Below are 22,478 nucleotides of genomic sequence, written 5' to 3'. Positions count from 1 at the left end.
ACTAACTGTTTGTTTATAAATCATTTTTAACTATGGCTCGCTACGACCTTCCCGATGAAGCATGGGCTATCATCCAGCCCTTACTCCCTGCTGAACCAGCAACACCACAGGCCGGACGCCCATGGGCTGAGCATCGCATGATTATCAATGGCATGTTCTGGGGGCTGTGCTCTGGTGCCCCATGGCGTGATTTACCTGAGCGATACGGCCCATGGAAAACCGTTTATAACCGCTTTAACCGATGGTCAAAATCGGGAGTCATTAACATTATTTTCAATAAGTTACTTTCATCACTTGATGCCCATGGCCTCGTGGACTGGTCAGCGACTGCGCTGGATGGTAGCAATATCCGGGCGCTGAAATGTGCTGCCGGTGCTCAAAAAAACATCCCGATATCACCGGAGATAATGGTCTGGGTCGCTCTCGAGGTGGTTTTGGCACCAAAATCCATATGGCTACAGACGGAAGTGGTCTTCCGTTAAACATCGTGTTGAGCCCCGGTCAGGCTCATGAAAGTCAGTTTGCACTACGTCTTTTGGACGGTATTGGTGTTCAACGCCAGAACGGCAGTATGAAACGCCGTGGTCATGCGGTACTCGCTGACAAGGCGTACTCCGGGCATGTATTACGTAACGAGCTGAAAAACAGAGGTATAAAAACTGTCATCCCCCGAAAATCCACTGAAAAAATGGCGGTGGATGGTCGTTCAAAGCTCGATCGTGACGCCTACCGCAATCGGAACGTTGTTGAGCGGTGCTTTGGCCGTCTGAAAGAATACCGTCGCATTGCGACACGTTACGACAAAACGGCGAGGAATTATCTGGCAATGTTGAAACTGGGCTGCATCCGCCTGTTTTACCAGAGGTTATGTAATTAAGGGACACAGCCTAGCTTACGTAAAATTTGCGTACGATACCAATAGAAAAGCGGGATTGCCTATCATGCTGGCGACATTCAATCGCGCGCATGCTGCTCAATGAAATCCATCATCATGTCGGCAATATCCAGTTGGGTAGTGCGTTCTATCCCTTCCAGACCGGGAGAAGCGTTTACCTCCATCACCAGCGGTCCACGCGTAGCGCGCAAAATATCCACGCCCGCCACGCTCAAGCCCAGCGTTTGCGTTGCTTTCACTGCAATGGCACGCTCACGCTCCGTGATAATGACCGGGCGCGCGGTGCCGCCACGGTACAAATTGGAACGAAAATCCTCTTCTTTGGCCTGACGTTCGATGGCCGCGACGACTTCATTGCCAATCACCAGACAGCGTATGTGCCTACCCTGCGCCTCGCGCACATACTCCTGAACCAGAATGTGCGCATTCATGCAGCGAAATGCATCAATCACGCTTTCGGCCGCCTGACGCGTTTCCGCCAACACCACACCAATCCCCTGAGTGCCCTCCACCAGTTTAACCACCAGCGGTGCTCCGCCCACCATATCGATCAGATCGCTGGTATCGTCCGGTGAATGCGCAAAACCGGTGATTGGCAAATCGATGCCCTCGCGCGCCAGCAGTTGTAGCGAATGCAACTTATCCCGTGCACGAGTGATTGAGAGCGCGTTGTTCAACGCAAAGCTTCCCAGCATTTCAAACTGGCGCAACACTGCGGTGCCGTAAAAGGTAATTTGCGAGCCGATGCGAGGAATTACCGCATCGTATTTTACCAACTGGCGACCGCGATAATGCACAGTGGATGCAGCAGAGTTGATGTTCATATAGCACAAGAGCGGATCAATAATATCAACAACGTGCTTGCGTGCTTCTGCGGCCTCACGCAGACGCTTGCAGGAGTACAGACTGCCGTCCCGTGATAAAATGGCGATCGTCATCAGTTCCTCACCCACGTTTTAGCGGATTGCCCAGCCTTGCTGATGCAAGTAATCCAGAATAAAGGGCCTCAGCTCTTTTTGCAGAGTGCGCTGCACGTGCTCACTCCAGGTGTCGCGACGACGATTACTGCCACGCTGCTGGTAGTAATACCCTAATTGCTGGTCATACTGTGCCAACGCCGCTTTATTTAACGGTTGATAACCATTCTCATGTACCACCAGCGAGGCGGGCAAGCGCGGTTTGAGGTCTGGCGTCGCGGCAGGGTAGCCCAGACAGAGGCCAAATAGCGGCAAGACTTGCTGTGGCAACGCCAACAGCGAGGTGACATCGGCAATGTGATTGCGAATACCGCCGATGAATACTCCGCCCAGCCCCAGAGATTCAGCCGCGACCAGTGCGTTCTGCCCCATCAGAGCTGTATCTACACATCCCAGCAGCAGTTGCTCTGCCATCCCGGTTTGCGCCTGCGGAAAAATGTCCAGGTGGCGATGGAAATCGGCACAAAACACCCAAAACTCGGCGGCGGCGGCTACATGCTGCTGATCGCCACAATAATGGGTCAACGTTTGGCGCAGCGTAGGATCGGTAATGCGAATAATGGAGCTGCATTGTAAAAAACTCGAACTGGACGCGCTCTGGGCAGCAGCAATAATGGCGTCGCGCGCATCTGGCGCAATGGGCAGTGTGCTAAAAGCACGAATAGATCGATGGTTTAGCAGCAGATCGATAGTTGGCGTCACGCTTCGTGTCCTTATGATGGTGTGTCCTGAAGATCGCTGGTTCGGCTTAGTGAACCGGATAGCCAGGCGCTTAACAGGCAGTATAAGTCAGCCGTCGCAACTGACCAATGCTGCTCAGCGTATGTTATGTGGTTTGATAGCCATCACATATTAATGTAACAGGGATTTACTACTTTTTTTTCAGCGCAGATGGGGGCATAGTAGCCCCACAGAAAGACGAGGATAATATCGTTTACAGCCTTTTGTTTTGATAAGGAGTTAACATGTTTGCTGTTATTTTTGGCCGCCCTGGCTGCCCTTACTGTGTTCGCGCCAAAGCGCTGGCAGAAAAACTGACCGAACAACGTGACAACTTCAGTTTCCGCTACGTTGATATTCACGCAGAAGGAATCACCAAAGACGACTTGTCTAAAACCGTGGGTAAGCCGGTTGAGACGGTTCCGCAGATCTTTTTGGACGAAAAACACATCGGCGGTTGCACCGATTTCGAAGCCTATGCCAAAGCGAACCTGAACCTGTTTCAGTAAAACGGTAACGCATCGACAACATACTGACCAAAGGCGCACCCTGCGCCTTTGGTGTTTTTATCTTCAGCGGAAATACCGCTGGCACGAGACGTAGACGAACAAAAACCCCAGCGCGCCCATCAGACTCCAGAACACGGCGCTCATCACATAGGCCAATTCCTGCCAGAACGCGTTCATCGGTGCGCGCCAAAAATGCAGGATAATCAGGCACAGCGGCATGGCCATCAGTGCGCCGAGAAAGGTATAACGCAAGCGGCCGCGTGCCGATAAACCGCTGGATACAATGCCGGGCAGCAAAAACAACAGCATTCCAGGCTCTCCCCGAAATCCCGTTTCCGTTGTGGAAAAGACATCCATTTTTTGACTCAAAAACACCACGGTAAACAACAAAAAAACAGCAGGTTGAACCCACCCACCCCTTATTGCTTCCCATATTCGCCTCTCTTTGCCCCACGCCGACATCGCAAGACGAGGTCGAGCAAGGTGTATTTAATCGGAACAACATCGGAATATTCCTAATATAACAACAAGCAAGGCGGCATCACTTTTATAAAATAAAGGCTGGCTGTAACACAAACACCCAACTAAAATGGCAGCACTCTTGCTACGCTTCAGGCAATTTATTTTCAGGAAACGGATGGTACCTGTGCCGAATCACGCGCTTTCGCTGCCGGATTATTCACGACCTGTTCCGCCATTGCCCTAAAGTGAGTATTCTGAGTGAATGGCAATAAATTTAGCCCTTACCTTCATTAATATCAATAACTTACTAGTAAACAACACGTTACAGGCCATGAGTATAAACGTCGCTGAGTTGTTAAACGGGAATTACATACTGCTGTTATTTGTGGTGCTCTCATTGGGGCTGTGCCTGGGTAAAATACGGCTAGGCAGCGTTCAACTGGTTAATTCCATTGGTGTTTTAGTGGTGTCGTTATTATTAGGGCAGCAACATTTTGCCATAAATACCGATGCGCTGAATCTTGGTTTTATGCTGTTTATTTTTTGCGTCGGTATCGAAGCGGGCCCTAATTTTTTCTCCATTTTTTTTCGTGACGGTAAAAACTATTTCGCCCTGGCCTTAGTGTTAGTCAGCTCAGCGCTGGTGCTGGCACTGCTGTCGGGCAAGCTCTTCGGTTGGGATATCGGCCTGACAGCAGGCATGCTGGCGGGTGCAATGACGTCAACGCCCGTGCTGGTCGGAGCCGGAGATGCGCTGCGCAATGCTAACAGTGTCGACCCGCAGCTCAGCGTCGAGTTGGATCACCTGAGCCTTGGCTATGCGCTTACCTATCTGATCGGGCTGGTCAGCCTGATTTTTGGCGCGCGCTATCTGCCAAAACTGCAACATCAGGATCTGCCGACCAGCGCGCAACAAATCGCGCGCGAACGCGGTCTCGATCCCGACAGCCAACGTAAAGTGTATCTCCCCATTATCCGTGCTTATCGCGTCGGACCGGAACTGGTCGCCTGGGCTGACGGAAAAAATCTGCGCGAGTTGGGCATTTACCGGCAAACCGGCTGCTCCATTGAGCGTCTGCGCCGTAACGGCATTCTCGCCACGCCTGATGGGGATGCCACCTTGCAACTGGGTGATGAAATTGCGCTGGTGGGCTACCCGGATGCCCATGCTCGCCTCAATTCCAATTTCCGTGACGGCAAGGAAGTGTTCGATCGCGACCTGCTCGATATGCGCATCGTCACCGAAGAGATAGTGGTCAAAAATAACAACGGCGTCGGCAAACGTCTCAGCCAGCTAAAACTGACCGACCACGGCTGCTTTTTAAACCGAATCGTACGCAACCAGATCGAAATGCCCATTGATGATGGTGTGGTGCTGAACAAAGGGGATGTACTACAGGTGAGCGGCGATGCCCGGCGGGTGAAAAGCATCGCCGATCGCATCGGGTTTATTTCCATCCACAGTCAGGTTACCGATCTGCTCGCGTTCTGCGCCTTCTTTATCATCGGCATCATGGTCGGGCTTATCACCTTCCAGTTCCGTAACTTCAATTTTGCAATTGGCAGTGCAGCCGGGTTGCTGTTTGCCGGGATCATGCTGGGCTTCCTACGCGCTAACCACCCGACCTTTGGCTATATCCCGCAGGGTGCGCTGAATATGGTAAAAGAGTTTGGTCTCATGGTGTTTATGGCGGGCGTTGGCCTGAGCGCTGGCAGCACCATCGGCACCAGTTTTGGCTCCGTGGGCGTACAAATGTTGTTTGCAGGACTGGCGATCAGCCTGATCCCAGTGGTGATCTGTTTCCTGTTTGGTGCCTATGTGCTACGCATGAATCAGGCGCTGCTGTTTGGCGCCATTATGGGTGCGCGTACCTGTGCGCCCGCCATGGATATCATCAGTGATACCGCACGCAGTAATATCCCGGCGCTCGGCTATGCGGGCACTTATGCCATCGCCAACGTGTTGCTGACATTAGCCGGTTCGCTGATTGTCATTATCTGGCCTGAACTGCCGTTTTAAGGGTCTTCCCCGATCATGGTGGGAAGGCTCAGAACGCCATATCCAGCTTCCCGTAGTGGAACATCACTCCCAGCTTAAAGCGCTCCCGGTTTCGGTATCCCCTGGCTTTTATCCTCAGCAGCCTGATCTTGCTGTTCAGTGCCTCCGCATTTCCGTTTGAGACTCTGTGTCGCATGGCATTCAGGATCCCGTACAGCCTTTTTCCTATCGTTTTCGCCGCGTTTTTCATCATGGGAACGTCACTGTTGGCCGCCAGCGCCAGCCATCTCTGCCTGTAGTGGTCAACTAATATTGGCCACCGCATTAGACTGTATGTAGAACAGTCGCTCAGATTCGTTTGGAGTTAAGCCGCCGTTATACCAGTGAGGCCGGATAGCGCTGTAATACCCCGTGATGTAGCGGATAATCGCGTCCTGGGCTTCGCTGAAGCTGTTGTAACCCTTTGTCGGCACCCATTCTGTCTTCAGGCTGCGGAAGAACCGCTCCATTGGCGCATTATCCCAGCAGTTACCCCGCCGACTCATACTCTGCTTTATCCGGCAGCGCCACAGGGCTTGCCGGTATTGACGGCTGGTATAGTGGCTGCCCTGGTCGCTGTGGAACATGACTCCTGTTGGTTGTCCCCGGAGTTCCCAGGCCATCTGCAACGCTTTAACTGTCAGCGCCGAGTCCGGCGACGTCGACATGGCCCAGCCCACCGGTTTGCGGGCGAACAGATCTAGCACCACCGCAAGGTAAGCCCAGCATTTGCCCGTCCAGATGTAGGTCACATCGCCGCACCAGACCTGATCCGGCGCGGTAACCGCGAACTGGCGGTTGAGATAGTTCGGTATTTCAACGTGTTCATTGCCGCCGCGTTTGTATTTGTGAGCCGGTCGCTGGCAGCTGGCGATACCCAGCTCCTTCATCAGCTTGCCAGCCAGCCAGCGCCCCATTTTGACACCAGAGCTGCCGGTGACGATGGTCGCGATACTTCGAGCGCCGGCAGAGCCGCCGCTGGCGTTCCAGGCTTCCATGACGCGACTACACTTAACCACGCGCTCACCGTCGGGTTCATTAGCGGAAGCCTGCCAGTGCCTGTAGCTGCTGCGATGTACCTCAAAAGTTTGGCACAACACCGTGACCGGGTATCGCGCCCTCAGCCTGTCGACTACCGTGAACCGTTGAGTGAGTCCGACATTAAGAGCGCCGTAGCCTTTTTTAGGATTTCGTTCTCCATTTCAAGGCATTGGACTTTTTTCTTCATCTCACGCAGCTCGAGCTGTTCAGGGGTAAGAGGAAGTCCCGTTGGCGTTTTTCCCTGTCGTTCAAGGCGAAGCTTATTGACCCAGCGACTAATGGCAGAATGGCTGACATTAACCGCCTCTGCGGCCTTAACGTATGTGTAGCCGTGGTCGACAACCAGCTTTGCGGCTTCGAGCTTAAATTCCGCCGTAAAATGTTTACCCATGAGGTCACCTGTCGTGTTGATGAGGTGAGCATATCACCTCCGATCAGGTGGCCAGTATCAGTGTGCCACTACAGTCCATTGCGATCGGAGATCACCGTTATGTAACGATGCCCTTTTCTAAAGGCGACCTCATCCACATTCATATGACGGGAGGATAATGGCTTTTTTATCCGGGCAAGACCTCGCTTAACGGCCCGGATCATAATGCCGTCAACCGCATTCCAGCTGAGCTTAAGTTGTTTCCTGACAGCATCAACGGTGCTGATTTTCAGCCATGAGAGCACGAACGATTCGAACAGCAGCGTATACCGGCTGCCAGGCCCTGCCCACGGAACAGGCAACGTCTGGCAGCCATGCTCCGGACACATAATGCGGGGAACCTCTGCTTCAACCAGCGTGGTGAACTGGCAGGTATCGAGGTGCCGCCATTTACGATGACGGTGATCGTGAACAGAACAGGATTTACCGCAGGTCGGACAGGCTAACCGGGTGTTTTCAGCGATTCCCAAAGTGACAGAAACAGAACCGGCATTTTCATCGAGAGAAAGGGACCTTACCTGCCACGGAAGACCCTGTACATGATTCTGTGTAAATGCCTTTCTCAGTAGTGACCGTCCAGGCGGTCACCGAACTCGATAATAAAACGGCTCATTGCCATACGCCAGTCCCGCAGTGGCATCGTCCATTTCTGTTAGGCCGACTGAATTGCCAGCCACACCACCTTTTTCACTGCGTCGTCAGTCGGGAACACCTTGCGTTTTTTAATCGCATGCCGGATCACACTGTTCAGCGACTCGATGGCGTTGGTTGTGTAGATGACTTTGCGGATATCTGCCGGGTAAGCGAAGAACGTTGCCAGATTGCTCCAGTTCGTCTGCCAGCTCCGGCTTATCTGTGGATAGCGGCTGTCCCATGCGCTGGCGAATGCTTCCAGCGCCTGCTGGCCTGCTTCTTCCGTAGCGGCCTGATAGATGGCTTTCAGGTCGCGTGTGACGGCTTTGTAGTCCTTCCAAGAGACGAACCTCAGGCTGTTGCGTACCATGTGCACGATGCACCGCTGGATGCGGGCTTCCGGAGACACCGCGTTGATGGCGTCCTGGAAGCCTTTCAGACCGTCGACACAGGCGATGAGGATATCGTTCAGGCCGCGGTTTTTTAGTTCTGTCAGCACATTGAGCCAGAACTTCGCGCCCTCGTTTTCGGCCAGCCACATACCCAGCAGTTCTTTCTGGCCCTCGATGTTGATACCCAGTGCCAGGAACACGGATTTATTGATGACGCGACTGTCCTGTAGGACCTTCAGGATGATACAGTCAAGGTAAACAATGGGATAGACTGCATCCAGTGGACGATTTTGCCATTCAGTAACCTGTTCCATCACGGCGTCGGTGACCTTCGAGACCAGCGCCGGTGAGACATCCGCGTCATACAGCTCGTTGAACGCAGACGCTATCTCGCGGGTGGTCATCCCTCTGGCGTACAGGGACAGGATTTGGTTATCCATCCCGGTGATCCGGGTCTGGTTTTTCTTCACCAGTTGTGGTTCGAAGGAGCCATCACGATCGCGCGGAGTACGCAGTTCCAGCGGGCCATCGCCGGTGGTCACGGTGTTTGTGGAATAGCCGTTGCGGGAGTTGGCCCCCGGTTTGGGCTGATTTTCTTCAGCAGGCGATCGAATTGGCTGAGATCGCCAGGGGTTTTGAGATTTTTGGCCAGTTCGTTAGCCAGAGCCTGCAACTGTTTTTCGTCCATAAATTAACCTGTTTTTGATGTTGGATTGAACATATCAAAATCAGGCAATTACACAAATTTATGTACAGGGTCTATTCTTTAAATAAAACCGAACTTTTTCGCATGCAGGGCGTCTGAATAAGTGCCGCTGCTTTTCTTTGAAATCCCCTTATTGAGGAGCCCGTCGTTCCCGCCTTTTCAGGTTCAAGAATGATGGGCCTTTTCTTACCCACCAGACTTCTCTTTGCGACCCGATTCTATTGGATGATACTATTTAAGCCGAACTCACAAGGGATAACCACACGATGGAAACTCGGCGCGCAGCACGGATCAACAAACTGACTCAGGCATTGAAGAATGGCGATCGGCTGCACTTGAAACAAGCGGCAGAATTGTTGGGCGTATCCGAAATGACCGTGCGTCGCGACCTGAACGCCACGCCAGCCAGCGTGATTCTCTTGGGCGGCTACGTGGTTAACGATCCGCAGAGCAGCGCCATGGGTCACTACTTCGTGTCCGATCAGCAGAACCAGCAGGTGCCGGAGAAACGTGTGGCGGGCCGCCTGGCGGCACAACTGGTCGAGGCGGGCGACACCGTTTTTTTTGACTGCGGCACCACCCTGCCCTTTGTTATCGATGCCATCGATGAAGATCTGCCGTTTACCGCTGTCAGCTACTCCCTGAACACCTTTCTGGCGCTGCAAGCCAAACCCACTGCCAAAGTCATTTTGTGCGGCGGGGAATTCCACCCCGATAATGCGATTTTCACGCCGCTGACCCGACAGAGTGAACTGGACCCGATCTGCACCAACAAAGCGTTCATCTCGGCGGCAGGGGTCGATCTCAAGCAGGGAGCAACCTGTTTTAATTTTGCAGAGCTGGATATAAAACACCGGGCGATGGCGCTATCTCAGCGCACTATTCTGGTGGCCGACAGCAGCAAGTTTGGCCGGATACAGCCTGCCGCTATCGGCGCATTGACGCAGTTCGATACGCTGGTGACCGACTGCGCCCCGCAGGGCACCTATCAGGATTTCGCGCTCGACAACGGCATCATGCTGATCTATCCCGGCAGTTAAAACCAGCCGCCAAACCATTTGGTCAGGGTTAGCCATATCGCATCCCACAGTCGCCCGAACAGACCGGCTTCAGGAACGTCATCCAGCACCACCAGCGGTCGTTGGGCAATAACTTTGCCATCCAACTGGAAATCTACGGTACCGACTGCCTGGTTTTTCGCCAACGGAGCCTGTAGATGTGTCGACGTCAGAGTAAAACTGGCTTTCAGGTTGCGCATTTGCCCTTTAGGCACCGTCAGTGCGACATCGTCAGCAACCCCTAACCGTGCTTCACTCTGCGCACCGTACCAGACACGCTGTGTGGTAAACGTGGTATTGGCCTGAACTGGCGTGACTGTTTCGAAGAAGCGGAAACCCCATGTCAGCAGCTTTTCGCTATCGCGAAAACGAATGGCATCCGTTGGTGCGCCCAGGACCACAGAAATTAACCGCATGTTACCTTCCGTCGCGGATGCCACCAGATTGTGTCCAGCACCACTGGTATGCCCGGTTTTGATGCCGTCAACATTCAGGTTGCTGCTCCACAACAAACGGTTGCGGTTGGGCTGCTTAATGTTATTGAAGGTGAATTCTTTTTCTTTATGCAGGGCATACTCTTCCGGCACATCGCGAATCAACACCTGCCCCAGCAGCGCCATATCACTCGCCGTGCTGTACTGGCCAGCAGCATCCAGTCCGTGCACGGTGAGGAAGTGGGTATTGGTGAGGTTGAGTGATTTGACATAGGTGTTCATCAGGCTGACAAACGCATCCTGACTGCCCGCCACATAGTCGGCCAACGCAATGCTGGCATCATTGCCCGATTGGATAACGATGCCTTTATTCAGTTCCAAAACCGGAATTTTATCGCCGAGTTTCAAAAACATCAGCGACGATCCCCGCAGCACCGGATTACCCGTTGCCCAAGCATCTTTACCGACGGTAACCAGATCGTCTGGTTTAATTTTTTCCGTTTTTATCGTCTGACCGATAACGTAGCTTGCCATCATTTTCGTCAGGCTGGCGGGATCTAGTCGCTCATCCGCTCGCTGTTCCGCAAGAACCACGCCGCTGTGGTAATCCATGAGAATAAAGGCTTTAGCTTCGATCTGCGGCGCGGCAGGTGCCTGTTCGGCGTATACGTGTGGGGTTAGTGCCAGCCACAGCAGCGTTGCGCTGCATAGCATCAAGCGGGAGCACGCGGCCTTGGAAAATCGCGCCTGGGGGAAATGGGCCGTGGTGTTCATGCGTCCTCCATGTCGTAAGTCGTGCAGTTAATCTGATCAGATTTCGATATTCTTTGCAACGAATGGCAATAAGCTGTAAACGTTACCGCCCGCCGCCCGACAATGAAACGACCTACTCTGTAAAGATACTCAAAGAAATGAAAACGTCTAGAAAATACGCTGATTTATAAATACGTTATGAGAGTTTTCTCATGGAAGGAAGGGATAACCGGCAAGCGGCATGGACCGCTCGCCGGTAACAGAACGTTAGCGACGATCGCGTTTATCCGCACGCTTGGCAAACCAGTCACCCAGCATCTGCACCACTTGCACCAGAATAACCAGCGCTACCACGGTCACCACCATCACCTGCGTTTCATAGCGGTAATAACCAAAGCGGATCGCTAAATCACCGACGCCACCACCGCCCACAATACCCGCCATCGCGGAGTAGCCAATCAAGCTGACCAGGGTGATGGTCAGACCGCGCAACAAACCCGCCTTGGCTTCCGGCAGCAGTACGGTCGCAATAATACGCATTGGGCTGGCGCCGAACGCTTCGGCCGCTTCGACAATGCCGGGGTCGACTTCGCGCAGGGCGCTGTCCACCAGACGTGCATAAAACGCCATCGCCGCTACCGACATCGGCACCGATGCCGCCACCGGACCGATGGTGTTACCCAGCAAAATCTGGGTAAGCGGCAACAGCAACACCAGCAGGATGACAAACGGGATAGAGCGGATAATGTTGACCAAAATCGTGCTGCATAAATACACCGCACGGTTTTGCCAAAACAGGTTTCTGTCGGTGACAAAGATCAACAGACCCAAAGGTAGGCCTCCGACAATGGCGCACAGCGTCGCGATGCTGACCATCTGAAAGGTTTCGCCAAACGCAACGGTCAGGTCAAGCCAAAAATCACCCATGTAACACCTCCACACGCGCCGTGCGGGTCTGAACATAATGGATAGCGGCAGCCAGTTGCTCGCTATCCGTCGGGTGGGTCAATAACACCACCAGAATACCGAACGCACGGTTGCCAATATATTCAATCTTGCCGTGCAAGATGTTGACCGAAACGCCATAGCGCACTGCCACATCAGATAACACCGGCTGCTCGGCGGAATCGCCGATAAACAGGATTTTCAGCAACGTGCCTTGCAGCTCTTCTTTCAGGCGAGCGGGCAATTCCAGATTCAGCGTGTGGGAGACCAACTGTTGCGTGAACGGATGTTGCGGTGCAGCAAACACATCGGACACCTCACCTTCTTCCACTACGCGGCCTTGCGTCATTACCGCCATGCGATCGCACACCGTCTTGATGACGCTCATTTCATGAGAAATCAGCACAATGGTGATCCCCAGGCGCTGATTAATCTCTTTGAGCAGCAACAGGATGGCGGCAGAGGTTTCCAGATCGAGGGCCGAGGTCGGCTCATCGCACAGCAGCACTTCGGGATGGTTGGCAATCGCGCGTGCGATGCCGACGCGCTGTTTCTGCCCACCACTCAAACGGGAAGGATAGACATCCGCCTTATCGGACAATCCGACAAGGCTCAGCATTTCAGGCACGCGCTGGGCAATTTCCTGTGGAGATTTGCCCGCTGCTTTCAAACTGAACGCGACGTTTTCCGCCACGGTACGCGTCTGCATCAGATTGAAATGCTGAAAAATCATGCCAATGCCCTGACGAGCCCGGCGCAGCTCACTGCCGCTTAAATCACTGATCGTGACGCCATTCACCGTGACACTGCCGCTTGTCGGGCGTTGCAACAGGTTAATTGTACGCAACAGGGTACTTTTCCCCGCACCGCTGGTGCCCACAATCCCAAAAATTTCGCCCTGCTGGATACGCAAGCTGACGTTATCTACCGCCGCCGTTGCGCCCACTTTCCCCTGCGAAAAATTCACGCTAATCGCGTTGAGTTCTATCATCACCGATTATCTGTTTTATCCCGGCCAAAAACATTATCCCGGCCAAAGGCCGGGATAATAACACGCTATCGGACTTATACTGACTTACTGTGCGGCACGCGCCTTCATCCATTCTGGCTTCTGGAATTCACTGAACACGCTGCCCGGTGCGTTGATCGCAGCAGCATACTCCTCGGATTCCACTGCGGCTTTGATATCTTTGGCGAACGGCTTATCAATATCGTCCCCGCGCACGGCAATCACGTTTTTCAGGTTTTAGTCCAACGTTTCCAGCTTGAGCGCGGTGGACAGTTTCAGCCCAGCAGCAAACGCAAAGTTACCGTTAACCAGCGATGCGGTGACGCTATCCAGCGTGCGCGGCAGTTGGGCTGCTTCCAGCGGTTTGAATACCAGACCGCGTGGGTTATCAACAATATCTTTTTCTGATGCTTTAGTGGCATCAAGTTCCGGCTTGATGGTGATCAACCCGAGCGATTGCAAAAAACGCAGTCCGCGAGCCAGATTGGTCGCATCGTTGGACAACGTAATCACATCGCCTTTTTTCAACTCGTCCAGCGAGTGGATTTTTTTGGAGTAGAACCCCATGCTCGCCGTCGGCACGATGATCAACGTCTCCAGTTTCAAGCCCTTGTCAGCCGCAAACTTTTCCAGATAGAGCGAATGCTGGAACAGGTTGGCATCAATGCTGCCGTTTGCCAACGCCAAATTGGGCTGCACGTAGTCACTAAACTCACGTACCACCACTTTGTAGCCCTTTTTCTCAAGCTGCGGTTTGATGGTCAGATTTACCATGTCGCCATAAGGACCGGGTGCCACACCAAAGGTCAACGTCTGCGGATCGGTGCTGGCGAATGCCGTGGAAGTGCCCGCCACAAACGGCAGTGCCGAAAGAAGCGCTGCGCCCAGCAAAGCGCGAAAACGATGGGTCAAAGTCATTGTGGTTTCCCTGTTTTATATTGTGTACTGCATTATGAAAAATCCGCTTTGGGATGATAAAGATTAAATTGGCATATCTTTATGTCGGCGACACGTTAGCACAGGCAAGCCGGGATCAAAACAGCATGCTATTCAGGATGATAATTCCCTTTTCTTATCCCCCGCGCCGTTGAAAACCCGGTATAGTGGTTGGTGCTGTTGCTGCCGGGGCGTCAACGCGCGTCCTCCCATTCGCCATCAGAGGGTTATCATGCTTACTTTATGGGGCCGAGAGAATTCGAGTAATGTCAAAATCTATGGTCACCCCCATTTTTGCAACACTGATTTTTGACTAATGGTGGGCTTGCTTCAATCTATCCGGCGTCTCTGTGGGCGAGATGCCCGCGCCTCGATGAGTTCCGCGCCTGGTGAACCTGAAAAAGCCCTCGGCTTCAGTGAGCCATTTTTGTCGTCAGGTTTTTCAGCAGGCCGATATGCCTTTCATGTCATCAATAATCAGTCTTCGCAAAACCAGATAGGTAACTGCTGTTTAATTACTTAATAATCAGTCTGTTGATTTAGTTCTACATAACATCAGGCCTGATATTCATTGTGATTAGTTGTGATTGACCAGGCTATTCGCGCCAGTTTGTTTGCCAGAGCACAGGCGACAATATTTGAATGTTTGTTATCAAGTTGCCCCCGAACCCATTCAGCAAGCCTGCCCTGCTGATATTCAAGTCGCATCATGAACGAGCGGGCACATTGAACCAGAAGTTTGCGTAAATTTTTATCACCTCGTTTGCTTATCCCCAGCAGAGCGGTTTGCCTCCTGTGCTGTATTGTCGCGGTACAAGCCCTGTGGAAGCCGCAAAATCCCTGCTACATGAAAATTGTTTTCCATCGCCGAACTGTGATGAAAGTAAGCTGGCAGTAATCGGACCGACGCCTGGAATTGTCATAATTCGCTGTGTGTAGTGGTCAACTAATATTGGCCACCGCATTAGACTGTATGTAGAACAGTCGCTCAGATTCGTTTGGAGTTAAGCCGCCGTTATACCAGTGAGGCCGGATAGCGCTGTAATACCCCGTGATGTAGCGGATAATCGCGTCCTGGGCTTCGCTGAAGCTGTTGTAACCCTTTGTCGGCACCCATTCTGTCTTCAGGCTGCGGAAGAACCGCTCCATTGGCGCATTATCCCAGCAGTTACCCCGCCGACTCATACTCTGCTTTATCCGGCAGCGCCACAGGGCTTGCCGGTATTGACGGCTGGTATAGTGGCTGCCCTGGTCGCTGTGGAACATGACTCCTGTTGGTTGTCCCCGGAGTTCCCAGGCCATCTGCAACGCTTTAACTGTCAGCGCCGAGTCCGGCGACGTCGACATGGCCCAGCCCACCGGTTTGCGGGCGAACAGATCTAGCACCACCGCAAGGTAAGCCCAGCATTTGCCCGTCCAGATGTAGGTCACATCGCCGCACCAGACCTGATCCGGCGCGGTAACCGCGAACTGGCGGTTGAGATAGTTCGGTATTTCAACGTGTTCATTGCCGCCGCGTTTGTATTTGTGAGCCGGTCGCTGGCAGCTGGCGATACCCAGCTCCTTCATCAGCTTGCCAGCCAGCCAGCGCCCCATTTTGACACCGGAGCTGCCGGTGACGATGGTCGCGATACTTCGAGCGCCGGCAGAGCCGCCGCTGGCGTTCCAGGCTTCCATGACGCGGCTACACTTAACCACGCGCTCACCGTCGGGTTCATTAGCGGAAGCCTGCCAGTGCCTGTAGCTGCTGCGATGTACCTCAAAAGTTTGGCACAACGCCGTGACCAGGTATCGCGCCCTCAGCCTGTCGACTACCGTGAACCGTTGAGTGAGTCCGACATTAAGAGCGCCGTAGCCTTTTTTAGGATTTCGTTCTCCATTTCAAGGTATTGGACTTTTTTCTTCATCTCACGCAGCTCGAGCTGTTCAGGGGTAAGAGGAAGTCCCGTTGGCGTTTTTCCCTGTCGTTCAAGGCGAAGCTTATTGACCCAGCGACTAATGGCAGAATGGCTGACATTAACCGCCTCTGCGGCCTTAACGTATGTGTAGCCGTGGTCGACAACCAGCTTTGCGGCTTCGAGCTTAAATTCCGCCGTAAAATGTTTACCCATGAGGTCACCTGTCGTGTTGATGAGGTGAGCATATCACCTCCGCTCAGGTGGCTAGTATCAGTGTGCCACTACAGTGCAGTATCATCAGCTTTGATTGACTGATTTAATTCTGATTCCAGCGCTGTTATTTGCTCGACAAGGTAAAGATAGTGGGCATGTAACTTCATCAGCAGACGGCTCAGGTATGCGGGGATTTCGTGCTCAGCCAGCACCAGAGACAGTCGCTTTATTACCGCCTCGCCGATTGGCAGGCTTATCCCAAACTCCAGCAGAAAACCGTGGATCTGGTTAGTGGTTTTTACTTTATCTCTGATAAGAGATTCCCTGACCCGATGCAGTGCTCGCATCGCCTGCTGAACTTCCGTTTTCGGCTGAACAAAACGCATTGACGGCCGGGATGCGGCTTCACATATCGCCTCTGCATCAACAAAATCATTTTTATTGCCCTTGACAAACGGGCGCACAAATTGCGGAGAGATAAGTTTTGCTTCATGGCCGCTATCATTGATACGCCGCGCCATAAAGTGTGCACCGGCACAAGCTTCCATAACAACAACCGAGGGCGGGCACGTCGCCAAAAACTGCATTAGCTTTGTGCGCGTAAACTTCTTACGCAGAAGCGCTTTACCTGACTTATCCTGGCAATGAATATGAAAAGAATGTTTACCGAGATCGATACCAATAAGAGTAACGTTTTCCATGATGGCCTCTCCTGAAAGAAAAACACCCTGCCAGCGTACCGCTCACAGAGTGGGGGTGACCATCTCATTAAGTCCGCTGGCTCGCCGCAGAATTGGGGTTGAGTTATCAGCACATTCCAGCTGGCGGTCAGTTTGGCCGTAATCGCGAGGCGGATTATCTGGCGATGAACCCAAACGGGCTAATCCCCTGCCTGCAAGACTACGATCTGGTGTTGTGGGAATCCAATACCATCGTTCGTTATCTGGCCGCCAAATACGGTCAGCAGAGCCTGTATCTGGCCGATCACGGTCAGCGTGCCAATGCAGAAAAGTGGATGGACTGGGCAATATCGTTGGCCGTGCCGTTTGGCACCGTATTTATTGGCCTAGTGCGCACTGCGCCTGAACAGCGTGATGTTGCCCTGATTGCCAAACAGAAAGCAGAGTGCGAACGCCTGCTGGCTATCGCTGACGATGCACTCTCCCGTCAACCCTGGCTGCCCGGGCCGCCATTCGGTATTGGCGATATTCCTCTGGGATGTATCGCGTATGGCTGGTTTAACATGGACATCGAGCGCCCGTCATTGCCACATCTGGAACGCTGGTATCAGCAGTTGACCGCACGCCCCGCTTTCCGCGACACGGTCATGTTGCCGCTAACCTGATGCGACTTATCCGGCGCCATTCTCTAACGAAGTGCGCCGGTTATTTCAGCCCGACACGCAGCAATTTGCCATTGCTGTCATCGGTGAGCAGGTACAGGTAGCCATCCGGTCCCACCCTGACTTCGCGAATTCGTTCATTGCGATCCGCCAGCAAGCGCTCCTCAAACAGGATTCGATCACCCTCCAGCGTTAGGCGTATAAGGTTGCGCTCGGCCAACGTGCCGATAGACACCGAATTTTTCCACTGCGGGAAGCGCTCGTCCTGATAAAATGCCATACCGCTTATCCCTGGCGACTTTTCCCACACGTGCGCAGGATCGGCCATGCCCGGCACACAGGCTCCCTTCGCTTCCGGAATTTTCAGCCCAGAGTAGTTGATACCGTGCGTCGCCAATGGCCAACCGTAGTTTTTCCCGGCGGCGGGAAAGTTGATTTCATCGCCACCACGCGGACCATGCTCGTGCTCCCACAGGGTTCCGGTAAGCGGGTTAAAGGCCAGCCCCTGCGGATTACGATGGCCGTACGACCATATTTCGGGTCGCGCCCCGGCCTTGTTCACAAAGGGATTATCGACAGGGACTTTGCCTTCAGCCGTCAGTCGTACGATCTTCCCTTGCAGCTTATCCAGCGCCTGCGCGGTGGGTCGTTGGTTATTTTCACCGAGCGAGATAAACAGCATGTCGTTTTTATCGAAAGCCAACTTACCGCCAAAGTGATTACCGCTGGAGAGTTTGGGCTGTTGGCGGAAGAATACGGTGAACTGCTCCAAATGGCGATAATCCTCAGATAAACGCCCATAGCCCACGGCTGTACCCGCGTTGCCATCATCGCCCACTTCGGCAAAGCTCAGGTAAATACGACGGCTTTGTGCAAAATCCGGGGCTAAAGCGACTTCCAGCAAGCCTCTCTGAGATTTGGCAAATACCGCCGGTACGCCTTCAATCGGTGCAGAAAGCCCCTTTCCCTCCTGCCAGTGCCGCAATTGCCCGGCACGTTCAGTGATCAACATGCCATTATTTCCCGGCAAGAAGGCCAGTGACCAGGGGTGGTCCAGTTTATCTTGCAACTCGGTCACCGTAGGCTGTGCCGCCAGCAACGGCGTGGCCACAGTAAGCGCAAACAACAACAAACCGCGAGCAAGGGCAGTAACGATGCGGGTCAATGGAAACAGCATGGTAGGGCTCCTTGGCAAGGCATTTCACTAACTGTAGGCAGCGCGACCACGGCACGCAAAAAAAGCAGCGACGTTTTACTTTTCTTGACGTTAGCTCGTCCAGAACACGTAAATCGCGCACCTGATAGCACATGTCGCCACGTTCTCGCATTACCCCCACACTTAGCTGTATAATGTTTGCCGTAATGCCATTAAAATCCCGCGCTATTGATGCAAAGTGAGTAACGTTGAATGTCCCACACAAAAACACCTGCCGCCGCGCCGAAAGTCGGTTTTGTCAGTCTCGGTTGCCCGAAAAACCTGGTCGATTCCGAGCGTATCATGACCGAATTACGCAATGAGGGCTATCAGGTTGTGCCAACCTACGATGACGCCGAAGTGGTTATCGTCAATACCTGCGGTTTCATCGACAGCGCGGTGCAAGAGTCGCTGGAAGCCATTGGCGAAGCACTGAACGAAAACGGCAAAGTGATCGTTACCGGTTGCCTCGGTGCCAAAGAGAACCAAATCCGTGAAGTGCACCCGAAAGTGTTGGAAATCTCTGGGCCGCACAGCTATGAGCAGGTGATCTCGCATGTGCATCACTATGTTCCCAAACCGGCGCACGATCCCTTTACCAGTCTGGTCCCGGCGCAGGGCGTCAAGCTGACCCCCAAGCATTATGCCTATCTGAAAATTTCTGAAGGCTGCAACCATCGCTGCACCTTCTGCATCATTCCGTCGATGCGCGGAGATTTGGATAGCCGCCCCATTGGCAGCGTGCTGGATGAAGCCAAACGCCTGGTTGAAGCAACCTCGTTATACACAAGTCCGCAACGCCTTATATGCCAAGGGTTAGCGGGCTGAAATAGGCAGCCGGTGGGGTTGTAAATGAAGTGAAACCGACGTGTACTATCGCCATTTACGGCGCTGAAAAATGACACGGGATTCAGATGGCTGGGTACACCAAGAACTGGAAGGGGTAAATCTTGGTGACACGAGGCTAAATAAGCGTGCCAAAGGGCTTTTGATACGGCTGGCTGAGAATCCGCAAGCCAGCATTCCGCATGCGTGCCTCGGATGGTCTGAGACGCTGGGTGCTTACCGCTTCATGGAGAACCAAGCATTCGAATGGCGAGACATTCTGCAACCTCACTGGCAGCGTACGCAGGAAAGGATCCGAGAACACGAGGTTGTGCTGTGTATCCAAGACACTACCGAGCTTGACTTCAACGGGCAGCAAATCCAAGGCTTGGGTCCCTTGAACTACGAAGCCAGGCGTGGTCTGTACCTGCATCCGACCTACGCGGTCAGTCCGGATCGCGTGGGGTTGGGCGTACTGGATGCGTGGATGTGGGCAAGAGAGCCGAAGGATGCAGACGGAAAACGCGATGGGATCAAGGAGAGTACGCGCTGGCTCGAGGGATACGAGCGAGTTGCTGAACTCGCCTCGGAGTTGCCAAACACACGTCTGGTGTACTTAGCCGATCGCGAAGCGGATATCAAGGCGTTGATGCAGCTCGCTGATGACCTTGGCACTCCGGCTGACTGGTTGATCCGCTCGACTCATAATCGCAGTCTGGACTGTAATGAGAAGCTTTGGCAGAAGGTTGGAAAGACCGTGCCGGTGGGAGAAATCCAATTCGTTATGGCGGCTCGCGCGGGGCAGAAGGCGCGTACGGTGAAACAGGCGCTGCGCGTGAAGCGAGTGTCGCTGCGTTGCGGGTTGGCAGTGACTTGTGTGATAGCCAAGGAAATTGAGCCGCCAGCAGGCGTGAAGCCGGTCGAGTGGCGGTTGCTGAGCAATCGCGTACCTGAAGGACGAGAAGATATCGTGGAGCTGATCGACTGGTATCGGGCTAGATGGGAAATCGAGATGTTCTTCAATATGCTGAAGAACGGCTGCTGTGTCGAAGCGTTACAGTTATCGACCGTGGATCGCATTGAGCGGGCATTGGCGCTGTTCATGATCGTGGCATGGCGCATCGCCTATTTAATGCGTATGGGACGAACCTGTCCAGAGCTAGACGCAATGTTGTTCTTTGATTCCGACGAGACTCATGGAGCTTACCTACTGATGAACAAGCGTATGCCCAAGGGCCGCCCTAAGCTAAACGAAGTATTGCGCTTAGTTGCGCAACTCGGAGGCTTTCTTGCTCGAAAAGGCGACGGTGAACCAGGCGCAAAAACTATCTGGAAAGGCTTGCAGAAAGTAATGACGGCCGCCGAAACGCTACGCGCGCTCAGGCACGAACAGAGATGTGTATAACGAGGTGGGTTGAAGCGGGTGTGAAAGAGCTGCTGGTGATTTCTCAGGATACCTCGGCCTACGGTGCCGATGTGAAACAGCGCACTGGCTTCTGGAACGGACAACCGGTAAAAACCAGCATGGTCAGCTTATGTGTATTAGCTCAGACCTGATCTGACAGTTACCGGTTATTTATACAGGTGTCTGTCAGATTAAATCTGGTTCAGATTTTTTTCTGCCCAGACTCGTTTACCATCAAGTAACGTGGCCATTGGCGTACGCCCGCAGCACATTTTACCCTGATGAGTTCGCTCATTATTGTAATGCCACAACCAGTTGTCCAGATCCTTTTGTAGACTTTCTAGGTCCTCGTATAACGTCTTACGGAACGCAACCTGATAAAAATCCTGCAAAATAGTTTTATGGAAGCGCTCGCAGATACCGTTTGTCTGCGGAGACATCGTTTTCGTATGGTCTATATCGTTGATAGCCAAGTACAGCTGATAGTCATGTTGTTCCACTTTACCGCAGTACTCCGTCCCCCTGTCCGTCAGTATTCTTAGCATTGGCAGCCCCTGAGCTTCGTAGAACGGCAGCACGCGATCATTGAGCAGGTCGGCGGCAGAGATCGGTGCTTTACTCGTGTAAAGCTTGCAGTGCGCCACTTTCGAGTACGTATCCACGAACGTCTGCTGGTAGATACGGCCAACACCTTTCAGATTACCCACGTAGAAGGTGTCCTGCGACCCCAGATAACCCGGGTGAGCAGTCTCTATTTCACCACAGGCTTCGTCGTCGTGCGCCTTCTTCTCCAGTGCAGCGATTTGAGCATCAGTAAGTACGATGCCTTCTCTGGCAACTTTTTCCTCAAGTGCCTTCAGGCGCTTACGAAAGTTTTCCAGATCGTGTCGTTGCCAGATGGAGCGCACACCGCTGCCAGAAATGAAGACGCCTTTTTTACGCAGCTCATTACTGGTCCGGTGCTGGCCATGAGCCGGGAACTCAATGGCGTAATCAACAACCGCACGTTCAGTGGCTTCATCAGCACGGTTTTTCAGGTTGGGAACCCTGCGGTTTTGGTTAACCAGAGCGTCAATGCCGCCTTCTGCCGCCAGTTCCTGATAGCGATAAAACGTGTCGCGTGACACCCCCATGATTTTACAGGCTTTTGATACGTTACCGAGTTCTTCGGCGAGATTGAGCAGGCCGGCTTTGTGTTTGATGATGGGATTGTTAGTATGAAGCATGAGAGTTACCTCGTGTTTTGTATAAGGATTCGACACCCATATCAAAACCGGTAACTCTCAACCTTTCAAGGTCCAGTGTCAGATCAAGTCGCGACTAATACAGCTTATGTGAACAGCTTGCCTCACTGGGCGTGTGGGTGCGGTTGCACTATGTTTACCCCTATCCACACGTGGATGACGTGATCCCGTTGATGGCCGCAGGCAAGATCCTGCCCTATCTGGATATTCCATTGCAGCATGCCAGCCCGAAAATTCTCAAGCTGATGAAACGTCCCGGCGCGGTAGAACGCACGCTGGAGCGAATAAAACAGTGGCGCGCGATGTGTCCCGAGCTGACGCTGCGCTCCACCTTTATTGTCGTTTTTCCCGGTGAAACCGAAGAAGATTTCCAAATGCTGCTCGATTTTCTGAGCGAGGCACGGCTGGATCGCGTAGG

14 protein-coding genes and 11 pseudogenes are annotated in these 22,478 nt (G+C 53.1%); 9 read left to right on the top strand and 16 right to left on the bottom strand.

Annotation, left to right across the window (positions count from 1 at the left end):
* Positions 1–32 precede the first annotated feature (32 nt).
* Positions 33–877, top strand: a protein-coding gene (locus ACWWJF_RS00125; RefSeq protein ID WP_455868309.1) for an IS5 family transposase whose coding sequence is annotated in 2 segments (ribosomal slippage) — positions 33–378 and positions 378–877 — 846 coding nt in all. Because the reading frame shifts where the segments join, the coding sequence is not laid out codon by codon here.
* Between the two features lie 77 nt (positions 878–954).
* Here the strand turns inward: ACWWJF_RS00125 and rimK are convergent.
* Together rimK and nfsA are read right to left on the bottom strand one after the other, a co-directional pair.
* Positions 955–1,833 carry a 30S ribosomal protein S6--L-glutamate ligase gene (gene rimK / locus ACWWJF_RS00120; protein WP_455868308.1) on the bottom strand — a complete coding sequence of 293 codons (879 nt, stop codon included), beginning with the start codon at positions 1,831–1,833 and terminating at the stop codon, positions 955–957.
* An 18-nt stretch (positions 1,834–1,851) separates the two neighbouring features.
* The gene (nfsA, locus tag ACWWJF_RS00115) at positions 1,852–2,574 is read right to left on the bottom strand and encodes an oxygen-insensitive NADPH nitroreductase (protein ID WP_455868307.1); all 723 of its coding nucleotides are present in this window, start codon (positions 2,572–2,574) and stop codon (positions 1,852–1,854) included.
* Between the two features lie 263 nt (positions 2,575–2,837).
* On the opposite strand from nfsA, the gene ACWWJF_RS00110 reads away from it, so the two are divergent.
* Positions 2,838–3,101: a GrxA family glutaredoxin gene (locus ACWWJF_RS00110; RefSeq protein ID WP_455868306.1), complete on the top strand. Its 264-nt coding sequence runs from the start codon at positions 2,838–2,840 to the stop codon at positions 3,099–3,101.
* A 63-nt stretch (positions 3,102–3,164) separates the two neighbouring features.
* Here the strand turns inward: ACWWJF_RS00110 and ACWWJF_RS00105 are convergent.
* Positions 3,165–3,534 (bottom strand): annotated as a pseudogene (locus ACWWJF_RS00105) (inner membrane protein YbjM).
* Positions 3,535–3,894: 360 nt separating this feature from the next.
* Between ACWWJF_RS00105 and ACWWJF_RS00100 the strand changes: the two are divergent.
* Positions 3,895–5,583, top strand: a complete 1,689-nt coding sequence (locus ACWWJF_RS00100; RefSeq protein ID WP_455868372.1) for an aspartate:alanine antiporter — start codon at positions 3,895–3,897, stop codon at positions 5,581–5,583.
* A gap of 28 nt (positions 5,584–5,611) precedes the next feature.
* Here ACWWJF_RS00100 and ACWWJF_RS00095 read toward each other — a convergent pair.
* The 4 genes and pseudogenes from ACWWJF_RS00095 to ACWWJF_RS00080 all read right to left on the bottom strand — a co-directional run.
* A pseudogene (locus tag ACWWJF_RS00095) lies at positions 5,612–5,851 on the bottom strand (transposase); the annotation flags it as partial.
* Between the two features lie 13 nt (positions 5,852–5,864).
* Positions 5,865–7,033 (bottom strand): IS3 family transposase gene (locus ACWWJF_RS00090; protein ID WP_455868305.1). Its coding sequence is split into 2 segments (ribosomal slippage): positions 5,865–6,778 and positions 6,778–7,033, totalling 1,170 coding nucleotides; the frame shifts between segments, so codons are not numbered across the junction.
* A gap of 74 nt (positions 7,034–7,107) precedes the next feature.
* Positions 7,108–7,638, bottom strand: a pseudogene (locus ACWWJF_RS00085) (helix-turn-helix domain-containing protein); the annotation flags it as partial.
* Positions 7,635–8,785 (bottom strand): annotated as a pseudogene (locus tag ACWWJF_RS00080) (IS256 family transposase). The pseudogenes ACWWJF_RS00080 and ACWWJF_RS00085, both read right to left, overlap by 4 nt.
* Positions 8,786–9,069: 284 nt before the next feature.
* Between ACWWJF_RS00080 and deoR the strand changes: the two are divergent.
* On the top strand, positions 9,070–9,843 hold the full coding sequence (gene deoR, locus ACWWJF_RS00075) for a DNA-binding transcriptional repressor DeoR (RefSeq protein WP_455868304.1): 774 nt from the start codon (positions 9,070–9,072) through the stop codon (positions 9,841–9,843).
* Here the strand turns inward: deoR and ACWWJF_RS00070 are convergent.
* The 7 genes and pseudogenes from ACWWJF_RS00070 to ACWWJF_RS00040 all read right to left on the bottom strand — a co-directional run.
* Positions 9,840–11,009 carry a serine hydrolase gene (locus ACWWJF_RS00070; RefSeq protein WP_455868371.1) on the bottom strand — a complete coding sequence of 390 codons (1,170 nt, stop codon included), beginning with the start codon at positions 11,007–11,009 and terminating at the stop codon, positions 9,840–9,842. The genes deoR and ACWWJF_RS00070 overlap by 4 nt on opposite strands.
* A 306-nt stretch (positions 11,010–11,315) precedes the next feature.
* Entirely contained in the window at positions 11,316–11,975 is a 660-nt protein-coding gene (locus ACWWJF_RS00065; protein WP_455868303.1) for a methionine ABC transporter permease, read from the bottom strand.
* Positions 11,968–12,984 (bottom strand): methionine ABC transporter ATP-binding protein, encoded by a 1,017-nt coding sequence (locus ACWWJF_RS00060; RefSeq protein WP_455868302.1) that lies wholly within the window; start codon positions 12,982–12,984, stop codon positions 11,968–11,970. The genes ACWWJF_RS00065 and ACWWJF_RS00060 overlap by 8 nt, the downstream gene beginning before the upstream one ends.
* Positions 12,985–13,068: 84 nt before the next feature.
* Positions 13,069–13,920 (bottom strand): annotated as a pseudogene (locus ACWWJF_RS00055) (MetQ/NlpA family ABC transporter substrate-binding protein).
* Positions 13,921–14,493: 573 nt separating this feature from the next.
* Positions 14,494–14,882 (bottom strand): annotated as a pseudogene (locus ACWWJF_RS00050) (transposase); the annotation flags it as partial.
* Positions 14,881–16,049 (bottom strand): IS3 family transposase gene (locus tag ACWWJF_RS00045; protein WP_455868301.1). Its coding sequence is split into 2 segments (ribosomal slippage): positions 14,881–15,794 and positions 15,794–16,049, totalling 1,170 coding nucleotides; the frame shifts between segments, so codons are not numbered across the junction. The pseudogene ACWWJF_RS00050 and the gene ACWWJF_RS00045, both read right to left, overlap by 2 nt.
* Positions 16,050–16,126: 77 nt before the next feature.
* Positions 16,127–16,750: pseudogene (locus ACWWJF_RS00040) on the bottom strand (IS110 family RNA-guided transposase); the annotation flags it as partial.
* Positions 16,751–16,821: 71 nt separating this feature from the next.
* On the opposite strand from ACWWJF_RS00040, the pseudogene ACWWJF_RS00035 reads away from it, so the two are divergent.
* Positions 16,822–17,394, top strand: a pseudogene (locus ACWWJF_RS00035) (glutathione S-transferase N-terminal domain-containing protein); the annotation flags it as partial.
* A gap of 40 nt (positions 17,395–17,434) precedes the next feature.
* Here ACWWJF_RS00035 and ACWWJF_RS00030 read toward each other — a convergent pair.
* Entirely contained in the window at positions 17,435–18,568 is a 1,134-nt protein-coding gene (locus ACWWJF_RS00030; protein ID WP_455868300.1) for a PQQ-dependent sugar dehydrogenase, read from the bottom strand.
* A 231-nt stretch (positions 18,569–18,799) separates the two neighbouring features.
* Between ACWWJF_RS00030 and rimO (ACWWJF_RS00025) the strand changes: the two are divergent.
* The 3 genes and pseudogenes from rimO (ACWWJF_RS00025) to rimO (ACWWJF_RS00015) form a co-directional block, all read left to right on the top strand.
* Positions 18,800–19,360 (top strand): annotated as a pseudogene (rimO, locus tag ACWWJF_RS00025) (30S ribosomal protein S12 methylthiotransferase RimO); the annotation flags it as partial.
* 124 nt (positions 19,361–19,484) lie between these two features.
* A complete protein-coding gene (locus ACWWJF_RS00020) occupies positions 19,485–20,816 on the top strand; it encodes an IS4 family transposase (RefSeq protein ID WP_455868299.1) in 1,332 nt (443 codons plus the stop codon).
* A 2-nt stretch (positions 20,817–20,818) separates the two neighbouring features.
* A pseudogene (gene rimO, locus ACWWJF_RS00015) lies at positions 20,819–20,950 on the top strand (30S ribosomal protein S12 methylthiotransferase RimO); the annotation flags it as partial.
* Positions 20,951–21,007: 57 nt separating this feature from the next.
* On the opposite strand, the gene ACWWJF_RS00010 reads toward rimO (ACWWJF_RS00015), so the two are convergent.
* A complete protein-coding gene (locus ACWWJF_RS00010) occupies positions 21,008–22,042 on the bottom strand; it encodes an IS481 family transposase (protein ID WP_455868298.1) in 1,035 nt (344 codons plus the stop codon).
* A gap of 101 nt (positions 22,043–22,143) precedes the next feature.
* On the opposite strand from ACWWJF_RS00010, the pseudogene ACWWJF_RS00005 reads away from it, so the two are divergent.
* Positions 22,144–22,478: pseudogene (locus ACWWJF_RS00005) on the top strand (radical SAM protein); the annotation flags it as partial.

The organism is Symbiopectobacterium sp. Eva_TO (assembly GCF_053848865.1).
This window is presented reverse-complemented; position numbering and strand designations above follow the sequence as displayed.

What these genes read in the sequence shown, in the direction of transcription:
- rimK (WP_455868308.1), bottom strand. Translation starts at nt 1,833, where the DNA reads ATGACGATCGCCATTTTATCACGGGACGGCAGTCTGTACTCCTGCAAG.
- ACWWJF_RS00110 (WP_455868306.1), top strand. Translation starts at nt 2,838, where the DNA reads ATGTTTGCTGTTATTTTTGGCCGCCCTGGCTGCCCTTACTGTGTTCGC.
- ACWWJF_RS00100 (WP_455868372.1), top strand. Translation starts at nt 3,895, where the DNA reads ATGAGTATAAACGTCGCTGAGTTGTTAAACGGGAATTACATACTGCTG.
- deoR (WP_455868304.1), top strand. Translation starts at nt 9,070, where the DNA reads ATGGAAACTCGGCGCGCAGCACGGATCAACAAACTGACTCAGGCATTG.
- ACWWJF_RS00070 (WP_455868371.1), bottom strand. Translation starts at nt 11,009, where the DNA reads ATGCTATGCAGCGCAACGCTGCTGTGGCTGGCACTAACCCCACACGTA.
- ACWWJF_RS00065 (WP_455868303.1), bottom strand. Translation starts at nt 11,975, where the DNA reads ATGGGTGATTTTTGGCTTGACCTGACCGTTGCGTTTGGCGAAACCTTT.
- ACWWJF_RS00060 (WP_455868302.1), bottom strand. Translation starts at nt 12,984, where the DNA reads ATGATAGAACTCAACGCGATTAGCGTGAATTTTTCGCAGGGGAAAGTG.
- ACWWJF_RS00030 (WP_455868300.1), bottom strand. Translation starts at nt 18,568, where the DNA reads ATGCTGTTTCCATTGACCCGCATCGTTACTGCCCTTGCTCGCGGTTTG.
- ACWWJF_RS00020 (WP_455868299.1), top strand. Translation starts at nt 19,485, where the DNA reads ATGACACGGGATTCAGATGGCTGGGTACACCAAGAACTGGAAGGGGTA.
- ACWWJF_RS00010 (WP_455868298.1), bottom strand. Translation starts at nt 22,042, where the DNA reads ATGCTTCATACTAACAATCCCATCATCAAACACAAAGCCGGCCTGCTC.